General features: G+C 62.9%; 13 protein-coding genes and 1 pseudogene. 2 read left to right on the plus strand and 12 right to left on the minus strand.

All coding sequences use genetic code 11. The features are described 5' to 3' along the window. A pseudogene (locus EN914_RS04975) lies at positions 1 to 483 on the plus strand (dimethyl sulfoxide reductase anchor subunit); the annotation flags it as partial. Between the two features lie 6 nt (positions 484 to 489). Here the strand turns inward: EN914_RS04975 and pdeM are convergent. The 5 genes from pdeM to EN914_RS05000 all read right to left on the minus strand — a co-directional run bounded on the left by pdeM (position 490) and on the right by EN914_RS05000 (position 6,631). Further along, positions 490 to 1,206: a ligase-associated DNA damage response endonuclease PdeM gene (pdeM, locus tag EN914_RS04980; RefSeq protein WP_013533672.1), complete on the minus strand. Its 717-nt coding sequence runs from the start codon at positions 1,204 to 1,206 to the stop codon at positions 490 to 492. Beyond that, positions 1,203 to 3,752, minus strand: coding sequence for a ligase-associated DNA damage response DEXH box helicase (locus EN914_RS04985; RefSeq protein WP_024503182.1), 2,550 nt, complete (start codon positions 3,750 to 3,752; stop codon positions 1,203 to 1,205). Before EN914_RS04985 ends, pdeM begins: the two co-directional genes overlap by 4 nt. Positions 3,753 to 3,952: 200 nt before the next feature. Then, the gene (locus EN914_RS04990) at positions 3,953 to 4,813 is read right to left on the minus strand and encodes an NlpC/P60 family protein (RefSeq protein ID WP_024503183.1); all 861 of its coding nucleotides are present in this window, start codon (positions 4,811 to 4,813) and stop codon (positions 3,953 to 3,955) included. 30 nt (positions 4,814 to 4,843) lie between these two features. Then, positions 4,844 to 5,194 (minus strand): MarR family winged helix-turn-helix transcriptional regulator, encoded by a 351-nt coding sequence (locus EN914_RS04995; RefSeq protein ID WP_013533675.1) that lies wholly within the window; start codon positions 5,192 to 5,194, stop codon positions 4,844 to 4,846. A 72-nt stretch (positions 5,195 to 5,266) separates the two neighbouring features. After that, entirely contained in the window at positions 5,267 to 6,631 is a 1,365-nt protein-coding gene (locus EN914_RS05000) for a M17 family metallopeptidase (RefSeq protein ID WP_024503184.1), read from the minus strand. 116 nt (positions 6,632 to 6,747) lie between these two features. Between EN914_RS05000 and EN914_RS05005 the strand changes: the two genes are divergently transcribed. Next, the gene (locus tag EN914_RS05005; RefSeq protein WP_013533677.1) at positions 6,748 to 7,569 is read left to right on the plus strand and encodes a tetratricopeptide repeat protein; all 822 of its coding nucleotides are present in this window, start codon (positions 6,748 to 6,750) and stop codon (positions 7,567 to 7,569) included. A gap of 90 nt (positions 7,570 to 7,659) precedes the next feature. Here EN914_RS05005 and EN914_RS05010 read toward each other — a convergent pair whose 3' ends face one another. The 7 genes from EN914_RS05010 to cpaB all read right to left on the minus strand — a co-directional run. Continuing rightward, positions 7,660 to 8,682: a type II secretion system F family protein gene (locus EN914_RS05010; protein ID WP_013533678.1), complete on the minus strand. Its 1,023-nt coding sequence runs from the start codon at positions 8,680 to 8,682 to the stop codon at positions 7,660 to 7,662. A 9-nt stretch (positions 8,683 to 8,691) separates the two neighbouring features. Further along, positions 8,692 to 9,705 (minus strand): type II secretion system F family protein, encoded by a 1,014-nt coding sequence (locus EN914_RS05015; protein ID WP_013533679.1) that lies wholly within the window; start codon positions 9,703 to 9,705, stop codon positions 8,692 to 8,694. Positions 9,706 to 9,734: 29 nt separating this feature from the next. Further along, on the minus strand, positions 9,735 to 11,234 hold the full coding sequence (locus EN914_RS05020) for a CpaF family protein (protein ID WP_024503185.1): 1,500 nt from the start codon (positions 11,232 to 11,234) through the stop codon (positions 9,735 to 9,737). Positions 11,235 to 11,263: 29 nt separating this feature from the next. Beyond that, positions 11,264 to 12,553, minus strand: a complete 1,290-nt coding sequence (locus EN914_RS05025) for a CpaE family protein (RefSeq protein WP_032808351.1) — start codon at positions 12,551 to 12,553, stop codon at positions 11,264 to 11,266. Between the two features lie 38 nt (positions 12,554 to 12,591). After that, positions 12,592 to 13,329: a CpaD family pilus assembly protein gene (locus tag EN914_RS05030; protein ID WP_024503187.1), complete on the minus strand. Its 738-nt coding sequence runs from the start codon at positions 13,327 to 13,329 to the stop codon at positions 12,592 to 12,594. Between the two features lie 14 nt (positions 13,330 to 13,343). Then, a complete protein-coding gene (locus EN914_RS05035) occupies positions 13,344 to 14,864 on the minus strand; it encodes a type II and III secretion system protein family protein (RefSeq protein WP_024503188.1) in 1,521 nt (506 codons plus the stop codon). Continuing rightward, a partial coding sequence (gene cpaB, locus EN914_RS05040) for a Flp pilus assembly protein CpaB (protein ID WP_127389017.1) occupies positions 14,861 to 15,599 on the minus strand: 739 nt, incomplete at its 5' end. The genes cpaB and EN914_RS05035, both read right to left, overlap by 4 nt.

Below are 15,599 nucleotides of genomic sequence, written 5' to 3' on the forward strand. Positions count from 1 at the left end.
GTCATCTTCTCGGCAATGACCGGCAGCGTGCTGCTGAACGCGCTGCTGCAGGGCTTTGCGCTTGGTTCGAAGGTGCAGCTGGCTGCTTGCCTGCTGCTGACCTTGACCGGCTGGGGCTGGAAGCTGGCGACCTGGCGCTACAATGACCGGCTGGAGATCCCGACCACCGCCAACACCGCGACCGGGTTGGCCGGCGGTACAGTGCGGTCGCTGGAATGGCCGCATACCGAAGAGAATTACCTGCTCAAGGAAATGGGTTTCCGCATCGCGCGCAAGCATGGCGCGCGGCTGCGCCAGATCACGCAGCTTCTGGCTTTCGCGTTGCCCTTGGGGCTGCTCGCCATTGTGTTCGCCCTGCCCTGGCCGCCGGCAGCGTTGCTGTCGGTACTCGCTGCTGTAATCCAGTTCGCCGGCATGCTGGTCGCGAGCTGGCTGTTCTTTGCAGAGGCGAAGCACACGGTTACGCTCTATTACGGCAGGTAGGGCTGTTTAGCCCGGCCGCAGCATCGAGCCGGAAATGGCAAAGATGCGTTGGGCGCCCAGCATATAAGCCATCAGCGTGTCCAGCCGGAACAGCCCGGCATAGGCGCGGTCGAGCACGTTGAGCGAGCCTGTATAGGCGCCGAAGGCCGGCATGATCATGCGGCCTCCGTCGCCGGCAAAGCAGCGCCGCCGCACCGAGCGGCCCTGCTGGACGATGCGGGCGCAGGGATGCAGATGGCCCGCTATTTCGCCTTCGACACGCTGCTTCGACGGCTCATGCCGGAACAGCAGCGAGCCTATAGCAAGTTCACGCACCGTCTCGCCAGGCAGGTCGGCGGGTGCTTCCGGGTCATGATTGCCGGCGACCCAGAACCATTGCCGGCCTGATATCAACGCCTCCAGCCGCTCGCGGAAGCTTGCATGCATGCGCTGGGCGCCACCGCCATCGTGAAAGCTGTCGCCCAGGCTGATGACGATAGACGGCTGGTAGTCAGCGATGACGGCCTGCAATCGCAGCAAGGTCGCGCCGGTGTCGTAGGGCGGGATCAGCGTGCCGCGGCGTGCCAGCGACGAACCCTTTTCCAGATGCAGATCGGACACGGCCAGAAGCCGCAGATCCGGAAAATAAAGCACGCCGCGCGGGTCGCAGACGGCGCGTTCGCCTGATATGCCGACAAGATCGGCCTCGGCGATCAGCGATGTGCGCGCCAGCGAAAAATTCATTCCTCGACCATCTCCGGCCCCATGGCCTCTGCGACCAGCGTCGCCGCATCCATCAGCAATGTCTCATCGGCTTCGCCGTTCACCGGCATCTTGCCGATCTCGAGCATGATCGGCACGGCGAGCGGCGATATCTGTTCGAGTGCCTTATGCACGATTCGACCCTGGATGCGCGAGAGCATGTCGGCAAGTCTGCTGACATCGAGCAGGCCGGCCGCCGCATCGGCGCGCGTGGCCTGCAGCAGGATGTGGTCCGGTTCATGGCTGCGCAGCACATCATAGATCAGGTCGGTCGAGACCGTGACCTGGCGGCCGCTCTTCTCCTGGCCAGGGTGGCGTTTCTCGATCAATCCGGAAATCAGCGCGCAGTTGCGGAAGGTGCGCTTGAGAAGCCAGCTGTCGGCCAGCCAGGCTTCGAGGTCGTCGCCCAGCATGTCCTGGTCGAAAAGTGCGCTCAGCGAAGGCTTCCCGGCTTTGAACATCGCGCCCATGTCGCCCAGTGACCATATCGCTAAGGCATAGTCGGTGGCGACGAAGCCGAGCGGCCTGGCTCCTGCCCTGTCGAGGCGGCGGGTGAGCAGCATGCCGAGCGTCTGGTGCGCCAGCCTGCCCTCGAACGGGTAAGCCACCAGATAATGGCGATTGCCGCGTGGAAAGGTCTCGATCAGCAGGTCGTCGCGCTTGGGCAGCACCGATTTGTCGGCCTGGAAGCGCAGCCAGTCGGCGACCTGCTCGGGCAGCTTTTTCCATCGCTGCGGGTCATCGAGCATGATGCGGACCTGTTCGGCGAGATAGGTCGAAAGCGGAAACTTGCCGCCTCCATAATAGGGCACCTTGGCATCGCTGCCCGGCGCGTTCGACACGAAGCATTCATTCTCGCGGATGCCCTCGAAGCGCAGCACCTTGCCGGCGAACATGAACGTGTCGCCATGCGTCAACGTTTCGAGGAAGGCCTCCTCGATTTTGCCGAGGACCCGGCCGCCACGCGAAGCCGCGCCTTTGCTGCCGGCCTGCACATATCGAACATTCAGCGCCGGCACCTCGATGATGGTGCCGACATTCAGCCTGTATTGCTGGGCGACGCGCGGATTGGACACCCGCCACAACCCGTCCTTGTTCAAACGGATGCGGGCGTAGCGTTCGTAATTCTTGAGCGCATAGCCGCCGGTGGCAACGAAATCGATGACGCGGTCGAATGTCGGCCGGTCGAGGCTGACATAGGGTGCTGCCGTTCGCACCTCCTCGTACAGGTCATCGGCACGGAACGGCGCGCCGCAGGCGCAGCCGAGCACATGCTGGGCCAGCACATCGAGCCCGCCATTGATCAACGGAGGCGTGTCCTGCGCGCCTAGATAGTTGGCGTCGAGGGCGGCCCGGCATTCCAGCACCTCAAAGCGGTTGGCGGGGATGAGGATCGCCTTGGACGGCTCGTCCATGCGGTGGTTGGCACGGCCGATGCGCTGTGCCAGCCGGCTCGCCCCCTTTGGCGCGCCGACATGCACGACCAGATCGACATCGCCCCAGTCGATGCCGAGATCGAGCGTCGAGGTGGCGACGATGGCGCGCAGCGCGTTTTCGCCCATCGCCTTCTCGACGCGCCGGCGCTGGGCGACGTCGAGCGAGCCGTGATGCAGCGCGATCGGCAGGGTGTCCTCGTTGACCCGCCACAACTCCTGGAAAAGCAGTTCCGCCTGGCTGCGGGTGTTGACGAACAGCAGTGTCGTCTTGTGGCGTTTGATCTCGCGATAGATTTCCGGCGTGGCGTAGCGCGCAGAATGTCCTGCCCATGGCACGCGCTCTTCGGAGTCGAGGATGGAAATCTCCGGTTTCGCACCCCCGGTGACGACGATCAGTTCGGCCATGTCATGGCCTGTCGAACCCTTGGGTGGATTCTGGCTGACCAGCCAGCGCCGCAACTCGTCCGGTTCGGCCACCGTCGCCGATAGCCCGATGGTTTGCAGACCAGGGACAAAGCTGCGCAACCGTGCCAGGCCGAGCGCCAGCAGATGCCCGCGTTTCGATGTCACCAGCGAATGCAGTTCGTCGAGCACGACGTAGCGCAGATCTTCGAAGAAGCGTCTGGCATCGCCGGCCGCAATCAGCAGCGCCAGTTGTTCGGGCGTGGTCAGCAGGATATCGGGCGGCACCAGTTTCTGGCGCTGGCGCTTGTGCGCCGGCGTGTCGCCGGTGCGCGTCTCGATGGTGACGGGCAGCCCGATCTCTTCCACCGGTTTGCCGAGATTACGCTCGATATCGACGGCAAGCGCCTTCAACGGCGAGATGTAGAGCGTGTGGATACCGCGCTGCGCCTGGCCCGGCTTTCTCTTTGGCCGGTTGGCCAGTTCGGTCAGCGAAGGCAGGAAGCCGGCCAGCGTCTTGCCGGCACCGGTCGGCGCGATCAGCAGTACCGACTGACCGGCCTGGGCCTTCGCCAGAAGTTCGATCTGATGGGCGCGCGGCGACCAGCCTTTCTCGCCAAACCATCTGAGGAATGGTTCGGGCAGGGCCACGGCGGCATTCTGTTCGGCAAGGCGCGGCTCAACTGTCACCCGCCAGAGGTAGCGCGACGGCGCGCGAACGCCAAGGAAAATCGGAACAAAAGGTGATCGAGGTGAGCTTTCCTCGCCCCGTCTACGGGGAGAGGATGCCGGCAGGCAGGTGGGGGGCGGCGCGAACCTCTCAATGCTGGCGCTGTCCCTCATCCGCCCTCGGGCACCTTCTCCCCGTGAACGGGGCGAAGGAAGAAGGGCTACGGCCTCCTGAACCCTGTCGGGCCACCATAGAGATAACCGATGCGGTCAACCGCATCCTTCAGGCCTTCGCTCGACACCAGCATGGTGTGACCGTTGGCGTGGATCATCGTGTCGGCATCGGTCATGACGGCGACATGGCCCTTCCAGAACACCAGATCGCCGCGTCGCAAGCCGGAGAAATCAGGTCCCGGTTCCAGCGGCTCGCCAAGGGCCGCAGCCTGCATGTCGGAATCGCGCAGCACGTCTCTGCCGGCCATACGCATCGCCAGTTGCACCAGCCCCGAACAGTCGATGCCGAAACCGGAAGTACCGCCCCAGAGATAAGGTGTTCCTAGAAACGCCTCGGCAACCGCGACATAGTCGGAGGCAGCTTCACTGAGCGGCCGCAGGTGACCTGCGATCAGCGCCTCGCCAGACGGCAGGACCGCATAGTGCGTACCGCGCGTCTCGGCCGCCTCCGTCACTGTCACCGTCGATCCCATCGACAATTGTCCGGCGATCGGAAAGCGCAGATCCGGCGCGGGATAGAGGAAGGTGCGCGGCACGCAGACGATGTGCGTCGGCATATGGTCCCGTTTGCCCAGCATCGTGTCGGCGACATAGCCGACATAGCCGTCGCGTTCGGCCTGGACCCAGGCCCAGCCTTCAGCGACATCGAAGACCAGGACATCGTCGCCGAACAGGGCTTGCGTGTTGACGCCGGCATCCGGCCGCGGCGCCTTGCGCATATCGGCTACTGACGCGATGATCCGCGCCGGCCGGCCGGCGACGAAGCGGTCAGCGGCGACCTCACCCTTCAGCCGTGCATCGGCAAGGTCGGAGCGAAAAGCGTGAAGGCGGGCATCCCTGGCAGTCAAATCGAGCACTCTGTTGAAAGGTAAATTCGCTCACATCGGCAGTTCGAGCGCCTTGGCGATGATACCATCGCCGAAGCGCTCGACAAAGAGCGCGCCCTCGACCGTGCGCCTGATCAGAACATTGCGCTTGTCGAGCTCGTCGCGATGGCGCGAGACGAGTTTCAAAGCGCCCATCGTGTCAAGGGCGCGGGTGATCACCGGCTTGGTCACATTGAGCCGGGCGGCGAGCCCGCGCACGGTGTGCGGCGGCGGATCGAGATAGATGGTGAACAGGATCGCCGTCTGGCGCATGGTCAGATCGGGCGCGTCGTCGCGCACCTGCGACAGCATCACCTGCTGCCACAGTCGCAAGGCCTGGCTCGGGCGCATCGCAATCGACATCGCGCCAGCATGACGGCAAATTGTTTCGGTTCCGTTTCAGTCAAAGCGATTGCCGTCTTTCGCCTGCGACTGTCAGCCATAGCGTTTCGCGATGATCCGCTCCAGCGCGCGGATGCCCTGTGCCTCGCCGCCGGCGGGGCCATGCGGACGATCAGCCGGATTCCAGGCGAAGATGTCGAAATGCGCCCAGCCCGCGGTTTTTTCGACAAAGCGCTTCAGGAACAACGCCGCTGTGATCGAGCCGGCGAAACCGTCCGTGGTGACATTGTTGATGTCGGCGATCTTCGACGACAGTTTTGCATCGTAGGGCCGCCACAGCGGCATGCGCCACAGCGGATCCTCCGTCGCGACGGAAGCCTCCGCCAGATCGGATGCCAGCGTTTCGTCGCCGGTGTAGAACGGTGGCAGATCGGGGCCGAGCGCGACACGGGCAGCCCCGGTCAGCGTCGCCATGTCAACCAGAAGCTGCGGCTCCTCCTCGTCGGCCAGCGCCAGCGCGTCGGCCAGCACCAGCCGTCCCTCGGCATCCGTGTTGCCGATCTCGACAGTGATGCCCTTGCGGCTCATCAGCACGTCGCCAGGCCGGAAGGCGTTGCCGGCAATCGAATTTTCCACCGCGGGAATGAGCACGCGCAGCCGCGCATTCAGCCCGGCAGCCATGATCATCGAGGCGAGGCCAAGGACATTGGCGGCACCGCCCATGTCCTTCTTCATCAGCAGCATGCCGGACGATGGCTTGATGTCGAGGCCGCCCGTGTCGAAGCAGACGCCCTTGCCGACCAGCGTCACCTTCGGTGCGTCTTGCTGCCCCCATCGCATGTCGATCAAGCGCGGTGCGCTGGTCGACGCACGGCCGACCGCATGGATCATCGGGAAGTTCCGGTCGAGGAGATCGTCACCCTTGATCACCGAGACTTCGGCCTTGTGCCTGGCGGCCAGGGTCCGCACCGCCTGCTCCAAATCTTCCGGACCCATATCGCTGGTCGGCGTGTTGACCAGATCGCGTGTCAGGAAGACGCCATCGACAATGCGGCGAACGCGCCCGGCATCGACGTCGGCCGGCAGGCCGAAGCGCAGCGCCCTGCCTGGCTTCTTGCCGTAGCGGGTAAAGACATAACCGCCGAGCAGCAGCGCGATCGCCGCGAGTTCGGCCTCGGCCGGCGCCAAGGCGAAATGCCAGTCGCCTTCCGGCAAGGCTTTCGACAATGCGCCGAGGGCAAGCGCGCCTTCGCCATCGCCGATACCGAACAAGGCGCCGCCGAGCGCCCCGTTTTCGCCGGGCACGACCAGTGTCCTGCCTGCCTCGCCGGAAAAGCCGTTGGCCCTGGCCCAGGCGATGGCGGCCGGCGCAAGACCGGCCGCGTCCAGACCGTCCCTGGCGACCAGATGGACCGGCAACGCGCCCGGCAATGTCTTCCCGACGAGTTCGACAGGCATGCGATGTTCTCCGTGTGAGTCGCCGTTCTTAACCGTCCGTTAGGGTTAACAGAATATTTCTGCGAGAGGGAAGACGGCCACGCAATGGCCGCGCATGAATGGAGGCTTAGGGTGCCATGCCGACCAACCGCAGGATCAATATCAGGGGAAAACGGCTCATCACCATGGCTCTTGTGCTGGCGCTGACGGCGGGCGTCGCCGGTTGCGGAACCGACAAGCTCTCCACCGGCTCTATCGCACGCACCAGCGGCAAACCGCTTGAAAGCATGTCGGCCGGCGAACTGCACAATGCCACCGGCGCACTTGGCCAATCCTACGCGAAGAACCCCAACGACAAGCGGATAGCGACGAACTATGCGGCGGCGTTGCAGATGGATGGCGATGCCGACCAGTCGCTGGCCGTGATGCGCAAACTCGCCATCGCTTTGCCCAAGGATCGTGACGTGCTCGCCTCCTATGGCAAGGCGCTGGCCGCCAATGGCCAGTTCGAGGCGGCGCTCGACGCCGTGCGCCGCGCTCAGACACCGGAATATCCCGACTGGAGGCTGGTGTCGGCGGAAGCGGCCATTCTCGACCAGACCGGCCAGAAGGACGATGCGCGCCAGCTTTACCGCAAGGCGCTCGACCTCAAGCCGAACGAGCCTTCCGTGCTCTCCAATCTTGGCATGTCGTATGTGCTGGAAGGTGATCTGCGCACCGCCGAAACCTATATGCGCTCGGCCGCGCAACAGCCGAATGCGGACAGCCGGGTCCGCCAGAACCTGGCGCTGGTCGTCGGCCTGCAAGGCCGGTTCGACGAGGCCGAGAAGATCGCCTCACAGGAACTGTCGCCCGAACAGGCGCAGGCAAATGTCGCCTATCTCAGGCAGATGCTGGCCCAACAGAACGCCTGGAGCCAGCTCAAGGACCAGGACAAGCCGAAATCCGCAACCAACTGAGACCACAATTCCGATGCCCCAACGAAGAGGCCGCGCTGCATGCAGCGCGGCCTCTTCGTTTGAAGTGTACTGCAGGAATTTGCCTTGCCGCTACTGGGCGTTTGTTGCCGGCGCCGCATGATCGCCGAAGATACCGCGTTGGCTGACCTGAATGCCGGCGGGACCCAGGATGATGGCGAAAAGCACCGGCAGGAAAAATAGGATCATCGGCACGGTAAGTTTTGGCGGCAGGGCGGCCGCCTTCTTCTCGGCCGCATTCATGCGCATGTCGCGGCTTTCGGCGGCAAGCACGCGCAGTGCATGCGCCACCGGCGTGCCGTAACGCTCGGCCTGGACGAGCGCCTGCGACACCGACTTGACCGAATCCAGGCCGGTGCGGCTTGCCAGGTTCTCGTAGGCCTGCTTGCGCTCCGGCAGATAGGAAAGCTCGGCATTGGTGAGGATGAACTCTTCCGCCAGCGCCACCGATTGCGCGCCGATCTCGTCGGCGACCTTGCGCAATGCTGCTTCCACCGACATGCCCGATTCGACGCAGATCAGCATCAGATCGAGCCCATCCGGCCATGCCATCTGGATCGACTGCTTGCGCTTGGTGGCGCGGTTGTTGACGTAGATGACCGGCGCGTAGAAGCCGCCGTAAGCAACGAGGATGCAGACGAACAGCCTGATGACCAATGGCTTGTCGGGCAGTCCTCCGAGCACGAAGATGTAGATTGCGGCCAGCGCGAAACCGACAAAAGGAAGCACGAGACGAAAGAAAAGAAACCGCGTCAGCGGATTCTGTCCACGAAAACCGGCCACCTTGAGTTTCTGCAAGGTGCCTTCATCGGCGAGCGCGCGTCTCAGATCCAGCCGGTCGACGATGTTGCGCATGCCGATCGACTGTTCCTCACGCAAGCCCTTGCGACGGCGGTCGGCCTCGACCGCAAGCCGGGCGCGCTGTTGCGCACGCAGTTCGTCGCGCTCCAGCGCAACGGATTTCATGCGTGACTTGAGCTGGTTTCCGCCAAACGCCGGCAGCAAGGTGAAGACGGTCGCAAACACCGCTATCGCGACCAGCATCGCGATCAGGAAGCTCGGATCCGTCAGGGTCTTGATGACTTGCTCGGTCATGCCAGCATCCTAGACTTCGAAGTTCATCATCTTGCGCATCACCAGGATGCCGATCGACATCCAGACCGCAGAGCAACCAAGGATCAGGTTTCCGACGCTGGTGTTGAACAGCGGCATCAGGTAGGCCGGGCTCGACAGGTAGACGAGAAAGGCGACGATGAAGGGCAGCGCACCGATGATCGCGGCGGATGCCTTCGCTTCCATCGACAGCGCCGCGACCTTGGCTTTCATCTTCTTGCGATCGCGAAGCACGCGCGAAAGATTGCCCAGCGCCTCGGAGAGATTGCCGCCGGCTTGCGATTGAATCTGGATAACGATGCCGAAGAAGCTTGCCTCGGTGCAAGGCATGGTTTCGGGCATGCGCAAGGTCGCGTCGGGGATAGAGAGGCCCATCTGCTGTGAATCGACGATGCGGCGAAACTCGGTCTTCACGGGTTCGGGCGATTCGTTGGCGATCAGGCGCACGGCATCGTTCAGCGGCAGGCCGGATTTGACCGCGCGCACGATGATGTCGAGCGCGTTTGGAAATTCGTTGAGGAATGCCTTGACCCGGCGGGCGCGGCGAAACGTGACGAACCAGCGCGGCAGGCCCAGCCCCCCGGCCAGCAGCACGCCCGGCAAGGCGATCAGCGGGGCTCCGGCCACGAAAGCGGCCATCGTCAAAACGATGCCGCATATTGCGGAATATATATAGAAACGCTCGATGGTGGTCTTGAGGCCGGCCTGACGAAGCTGGGCTTTCAGCGGCGGCTTCTTGACGCGGCTGTCCTTGGTTTTCTGCTTGGCGTCGAGTTCGTTGAGAGAATCCTGAACCGATTTGCGCCGCTTGGCGGCTTCCGCCACGCGGTCGCGCGAGGCCTTGACGACGGAGCGATCCGTCTCGGCGGTCCTGATTGTTTCGAGCCGCTTGCCGACCTGTTTCTCGTTGCTGATCCGGGTGAACAGAAATGCATAAGCGACGGCGCCGGCGCTGAAGCCGGCGAGCACGACAAACGCCAGTACTGTGCCGTCAATTCCAAACATTGGCCCGAACCCTTACACCCCAGCAGACGTCAGTCAGCGCGTTTCTCCATCGCCTCGAGCGCAATGGCGAGACGCTGCTCCTCGCCGTAATAGCGTGCACGCTCCCAGAAATGCGGACGGCCGATGCCGGTCGATACGTGCTCACCCAACAGCCGGCCGTTGGCGTCCTCACCCTTGATGTTGTAGAGGACGATATCCTGCGTGATGATAACGTCGCCTTCCATCCCGATCACCTCGGTGATGTGGGTGATGCGGCGCGATCCGTCGCGCAGGCGCGCTGCCTGGATGATCACGTCGATGGAGCCGACGACGATTTCGCGCACTGTCTTCTGCGGCAGCGAATAACCACCCATGGCAATCATGGATTCAATGCGGTTCAGGCATTCGCGCGGGCTGTTCGAGTGGATCGTTCCCATCGAGCCGTCATGGCCGGTGTTCATCGCCTGCAGAAGATCGAACACTTCGGGTCCGCGCACTTCGCCGACGATGATGCGCTCGGGCCGCATGCGCAGGCAGTTCTTGACCAGGTCGCGCATCGTCACCTCACCCTCGCCCTCCAGATTGGGCGGGCGGGTTTCGAGGCGCACCACATGCGGCTGCTGCAATTGCAGCTCGGCCGAGTCTTCGCAGGTGATGACGCGCTCCTCGCGGTCGATATAGTTGGTCAGGCAATTGAGCAGCGTGGTCTTGCCCGAACCGGTACCGCCCGAGATCACGATGTTGCAGCGAACACGGCTGATGATCTTGAGAACTTCGGCGCCCTGCGGCGAGATGGCGCCGAACTTGACAAGTTGGTCGAGCGTCAGCTTGTCCTTCTTGAATTTGCGGATGGTGAGCGTGGCGCCGTCGATGGAGAGCGGCGGCGCGATGACGTTGACGCGCGAGCCATCGGGGAGGCGCGCGTCGCAGATCGGGCTGGATTCGTCGACGCGGCGGCCAACCTGGCTGACGATGCGTTGGCAGATGTTGAGGAGCTGCTGGTTGTCACGAAAGCGGATGCCGGTCTGTTCGACCTTGCCGTTGACCTCGATGTAGACGTTCCTGGAGCCGTTGACCATGATGTCGGCGATGTCGTCGCGGGCGAGCAGCGGCTCGAGCGGCCCATAGCCGAGCACGTCGTTGCAGATGTCCTCGAGCAGCTCTTCCTGCTCGGCGATCGTCATTGCGAAGTTCTTGATCGCGATGATGTCGTTGACGATATCGCGGATTTCCTCGCGCGCACTTTCAGGATCAAGCTTGGAAAGCTGCGACAGATCTATGGTGTCGATGAGTGCGGAGAAGACCTGGCTCTTGGTATCGTAATAGGTTTCGCTTTTTTCGCGCTGTGCCCGCTTCGGCTCAGGCGCCAATGGCGGTGCCTCGACCGCACGGCGCGCCGGCGGCGCGACAGGCGCGCTTGGCGCCGCGGGCCGTGTCAGAACCGCCGTGTCCACGGAACCTGCAGCCGCCGGCGCAACAGGCGCCGGTGCTGGCTGGCGAAATTCCGGCGTGAACCGGTTGCCGTCGTCGCTGCCTCTTTTACCAAACATGATCGACTACCGATTCCACTGCTGAAGCGTCACTTCTTGTTGCGCGAGAGCTTGCCGAGCAGGCTGCCGAGCCCGGCCTTCTTCCTGATCTTGATTTCGCTGCGCCCGGTCAGCACATGCGCCATTTCGTTGATCATCGCGACGACCGGGTTCTTGGCATCCATTTCGCCAAGCATGCGTCCATTGTTGGCGGCATTGCCGAACAGCAACGGATCAAAAGCAATGACCGACATTGGCGACAGACCGAGCGGCTCGGCGAAATCGGACGGCGAAATCTCCGGGCGCTTCGGGACGCCGGCCTGGTTGATGATCAGCTTGGGCGGCGGATCATTGGGACGAAGCCGCTTGAGCATGTCGATGAGGTTCTTGGTGTTGCGCAGATTGGCAAGTTCCGGTGTCGCGGTGATGACGACCTCGTCGGCCTTGACCAGTGTGTTCTTGGTCCAGCCCGTCCAGGCATGGGGGACGTCGAGCACCAGAAGCGGCACGCTGCGCTGGGCGGTGTCGATGAGCTGCGCGAAGGCCTCGGGATCGAAATCATAGACCCGTTCGAGCGTCGAAGGCGCCGCCAGCAGCGACAGATGCTCGGCGCACTGGGTCAGCAGCCGGTCGAGATAGACTTCATCGATGCGTTCCGGTGAAAACACCGCCTCGGCGATGCCTTGCGCCGGATCCTGGTCGAAATTGATGTTGGCGGTGCCGAAAGCCAGATCGAGATCAGCGACGACCACTTCGGATTTGAACAGGGAGGACATCGCCCAAGCCACATTGTGGGCGATCGTCGAGGAGCCGACACCGCCCTTGGCGCCGACGAAGGCGATCGAGCGGCCGAGCGGCTCGGCTTCCGGATCGATGAAAATCGACGACACCACGCTGACGATGTCGGCCATCGAGACCGGAGCGATCACATATTCGGAAATGCCGTTGCGGATGAGTTCCCGGTAGAGGCCGACATCATTGTAGTGGCCGATCACCACCACCTTCGACGTCGGATCGCAATATTCCGAAAGCTGGGCGAGTTGTTCCAGCAATTGCTTGGGCTCGCTGCGCGATTCCAGCAGGATCAGATTGGGCGTCGGCGCCGATTGGTAGAATTCGATGGCAGTGGGAACACCGCCCATGTGGACCTTGAGATGCGCCTTCGTCATGCGACGGTCCTCGCCGGCGCGCTCGACCGGGTTGGCAACACCCTCGGTCTCGCAGAATGCCTGGATCGAGATGCGCGGGATCGGCCGCAACGCCTGCATCGCGGCGATGTCCTGCTGCGAGGTATCGCTGCCGTCCACCGGGGCGTCGTAGGCAAGGTTGCTCATCGTCATGCTCTTTCCCGTGGCCTGTTCTATCCGAGACTGGCGGCTCAGTACGTCACTTCCGAATTGCCGAGGAACTCGTCCGAGATACCTCTCTTTTGGTAAACATCGATGGCTTGGCTACGATTTGCCGGATCAATATTGGCAGATTTACGCGGGCCGAGCAGGTCAGATGGGTTAGCCATCTGGGCGGCAAGATTGTTCTGATAAGAGCAACCGAAATCGGCATAGTGCTTGTTTTCCGACGTGTCGACGAGGTCGGCTGGCCAGCGTCCGCATTTGTCGGTCTGGGCTTTCACCGAGATATAAGCAACGCGAATCGGGGCCGAGGCTTCGGCGGAAGCGGACTGATAGGAAGTCACGACAATCCGGTTGCGCTTGATGCCGCTGGCAACCGCCAGCCGGGCGAAATCGCGGGCCGCCGTGGTCGCCGCGACCTCGTTGGCCGATCCGCTCGGGACCTGGATCGTCAGCGTCGGGGCGGCACTTCTGTCATAGCCATCCAGGAAGCCAAGAAGCGTATCGCGCTGGGAGCCGGTCATGCCGCGGTCACCGGCGCCGACAGGCAGGTCGATCTTCTGGTTCTTCTCGGCGATGACGATCGGATGGTTGGTGCGGTAATCGTCCGGGATGGCGCCGACCGTGATGCTGTCGCGCTGGGCGCAGCCGGCCAGCAGCGCCGCCACCGCAACCGCCAGGACAGGAACGGCTCGCCGGCAGACCCGTGAACGGCCGAGACGGGTCGTTGCGGCGATGGTGCTTGCCTTCAATGCTGACTGAGACATGTCCGCTTCCCCGCTTACTTGTAGATGAAGCCGACAACGCCGTGGTAGCGGCCATTGGGCTTGTCGGTCTGCATGGTGCCGTAGACGCGATTGACGCGGCCAAGGAACATGCCGGCGCCATCGCTGGCGGCGTTGAAATTGTCGTCCGGCTTGGCAAGGTCGTTGCGCGCCACCGGCTTCACCAGATAGGGCGTGATGATGATGACGAGCTCGGTCTCGTTTCGCACGAAATCCCTGCTACGGAAGAGCGCGCCAAGCACCGGGATCTTTGTCAGTCCAGGCAATCCGTTGACGGCTTGCCTGACGTCGTCGCGAACCAGGCCGGCGATCATCATGGAGCCACCGGATGGCAATTCCACCGTTGTGTCGGCAAGGCGCTTGCGCAGCGACAGGGCATTCATTCCGGGACTCGTCACGCCTGAGGAGAACGATACGGATCCCTCGGTTGTCGGCTCGGAAACCGACGTCCTGACTTTCAAACTTATGCGGCCGGGAGACAACACAACCGGCTGGAATTCCAGGCCGATGCCGTACTCGATCTTTTCGACGCTGTAGGTCTTCAGGCCGGTCTGGTTGTCTTGCGATACATTTGCCGAGACACCCGTGACCATATTGTATTCACCGCCCACTTTGAAGGTTGCCTTCTCGCCCGACACAGCCGTCAAGGTCGGCTCGGCCAAGGTCTTCATCACCCCGGACTGCTCCATGGCGTTTACATAAGCCTGCAGTCCTGAAGCGCCGATTTGAAAGCCGGAATTCGACAGCTGTTTGCCGAGACCCGTGAAGTTGTCGCTGATTGCGCCGTAACTAATGCCGTTGCTGCCGCCGCTGCCAACCATGTTGACGCCGAGCTGCTTCATCACCGAGCGGCTGACTTCGGCGACCGTCACCTTCAGCGTCACCTGGTCATCGCCAATGATCTGGATCAGGTTGACGATCTGGCTGGTGCGGCGCTCCTGGTCCGGATTGTTGATGTCGACACCGCTCTGGGCCGAACCGCCGGCCGCGGTCTGCGAATATTGTCCCGTCGTTGCCTCACCACCCGACACGAACATGTTCGCCAACTGTTCGGCACGCTTGGCATCCAGCGGGGTGTCCACGGTTCCTGTGAGAACGACGTTATCGTTTAGCAGTTCCACCTTGACGGCCGACGTCGGCAGGAAGCGCCTGATATAATCCTCAAGGCCGGCAACGTCGCGTTCGACGGCAAGGTCCAGACTGACGATCTGCTCGCCATTGGGGCCGAAGACAAATATGTTCGTCTCGCCGACCGCCTTGCCGAACAGATAGATGCGCCGCGCGGTGCGGGTCACCGCATCGGCAACCGCCGGGTTGGCGACGAGAATGTCGTAGGCATCGCTCGGCAGGTCGATGACCACCGACTTGTTGAGGCCTAGCTTGACGCGCTGGGTGGCCGTCGATGCCGTGACCTGCGCGTTCTTTGCCTCGACGACGCTGCCTTGCACATTCGTTCCGACGAGCAGCAGGCCGAATGCCGCGGCTACAATTGCCGGCAGTTTACCGCTTAGCTTCATTTCCTTGCCCCCACTTCGGAAACTTCGCCCGACTTGATCAGCCTCACCGTTCCCCTGCGGCCATTGCCGGAAACGAGATAGTCGGCCTCACCCAGATTTTTTTCCTGCGTGTCCGCGACCGCCCGCAACGCCAGGGTCAGGCGATCCGCCATCTGCTGGGCGACGGTGATGATCTCCGCCTGCTTGGGCGTCAGTTCCAACGTGGCAGTCTGGCCCACCCTGGTCTTCTTGCCTTCCTCGTCCTCCTGAATGGTCTGGTCGATGGCCAGGACGCGGATGTTCTTGAGGATGGTCTCGGTGTTGAAGCCGGCGGCGCCGCTGGCGGCATCGGCCCTGCGGGTCATGATGACGTCGACGAAATCATTGGGAAGAATGAAGCCGCCGGCCGACGTATCGGCCGAGATGGCCGTGGCGACCGCCCGCATGCCGGAAGGCAGGATCGACGACATGAAGCTCTGGCCCTCGCCGATCAGCTTGGACCGCCGCAGCGGTTCTCCGGCATACATCGCCACACGGGCAACGGAACTCTTCAGCTTGTCCAGCGCCTCGGGCTCGGCGGTGCGGGTGATGAAATTCGCGTTGACGCCGTCGGCGGGCCAGGATTGCCAGGCGATGCTGTTTTGGATCGGGCTGCCCATCGGAACGTCGCCTGAAAGCACAAGCACATCCTGGAGTGCCACCGCCGGGGCCTGGGGGCCGGAATCGACGACGATCTGGGGCGGCGGTGCCACCATG

The organism is Mesorhizobium sp. M7A.F.Ca.CA.001.08.2.1 (assembly GCF_003998455.1).
Taxonomy (GTDB): Bacteria; Pseudomonadota; Alphaproteobacteria; order Rhizobiales; family Rhizobiaceae; genus Mesorhizobium; species Mesorhizobium ciceri.

Bases quoted from the DNA above. Each gene is read 5' to 3' on its own strand.
- pdeM (WP_013533672.1), bottom strand. From the start codon at position 1,206: ATGAATTTTTCGCTGGCGCGCACATCGCTGATCGCCGAGGCCGATCTT.
- EN914_RS05015 (WP_013533679.1), bottom strand. From the start codon at position 9,705: ATGTTTGGAATTGACGGCACAGTACTGGCGTTTGTCGTGCTCGCCGGC.
- EN914_RS05020 (WP_024503185.1), bottom strand. From the start codon at position 11,234: ATGTTTGGTAAAAGAGGCAGCGACGACGGCAACCGGTTCACGCCGGAA.
- EN914_RS05035 (WP_024503188.1), bottom strand. From the start codon at position 14,864: ATGAAGCTAAGCGGTAAACTGCCGGCAATTGTAGCCGCGGCATTCGGC.
- EN914_RS05010 (WP_013533678.1), bottom strand. From the start codon at position 8,682: ATGACCGAGCAAGTCATCAAGACCCTGACGGATCCGAGCTTCCTGATC.
- EN914_RS05000 (WP_024503184.1), bottom strand. From the start codon at position 6,631: ATGCCTGTCGAACTCGTCGGGAAGACATTGCCGGGCGCGTTGCCGGTC.
- EN914_RS05025 (WP_032808351.1), bottom strand. From the start codon at position 12,553: ATGACGATGAGCAACCTTGCCTACGACGCCCCGGTGGACGGCAGCGAT.
- EN914_RS05030 (WP_024503187.1), bottom strand. From the start codon at position 13,329: ATGTCTCAGTCAGCATTGAAGGCAAGCACCATCGCCGCAACGACCCGT.
- EN914_RS05005 (WP_013533677.1), top strand. From the start codon at position 6,748: ATGCCGACCAACCGCAGGATCAATATCAGGGGAAAACGGCTCATCACC.
- EN914_RS04995 (WP_013533675.1), bottom strand. From the start codon at position 5,194: ATGTCGATTGCGATGCGCCCGAGCCAGGCCTTGCGACTGTGGCAGCAG.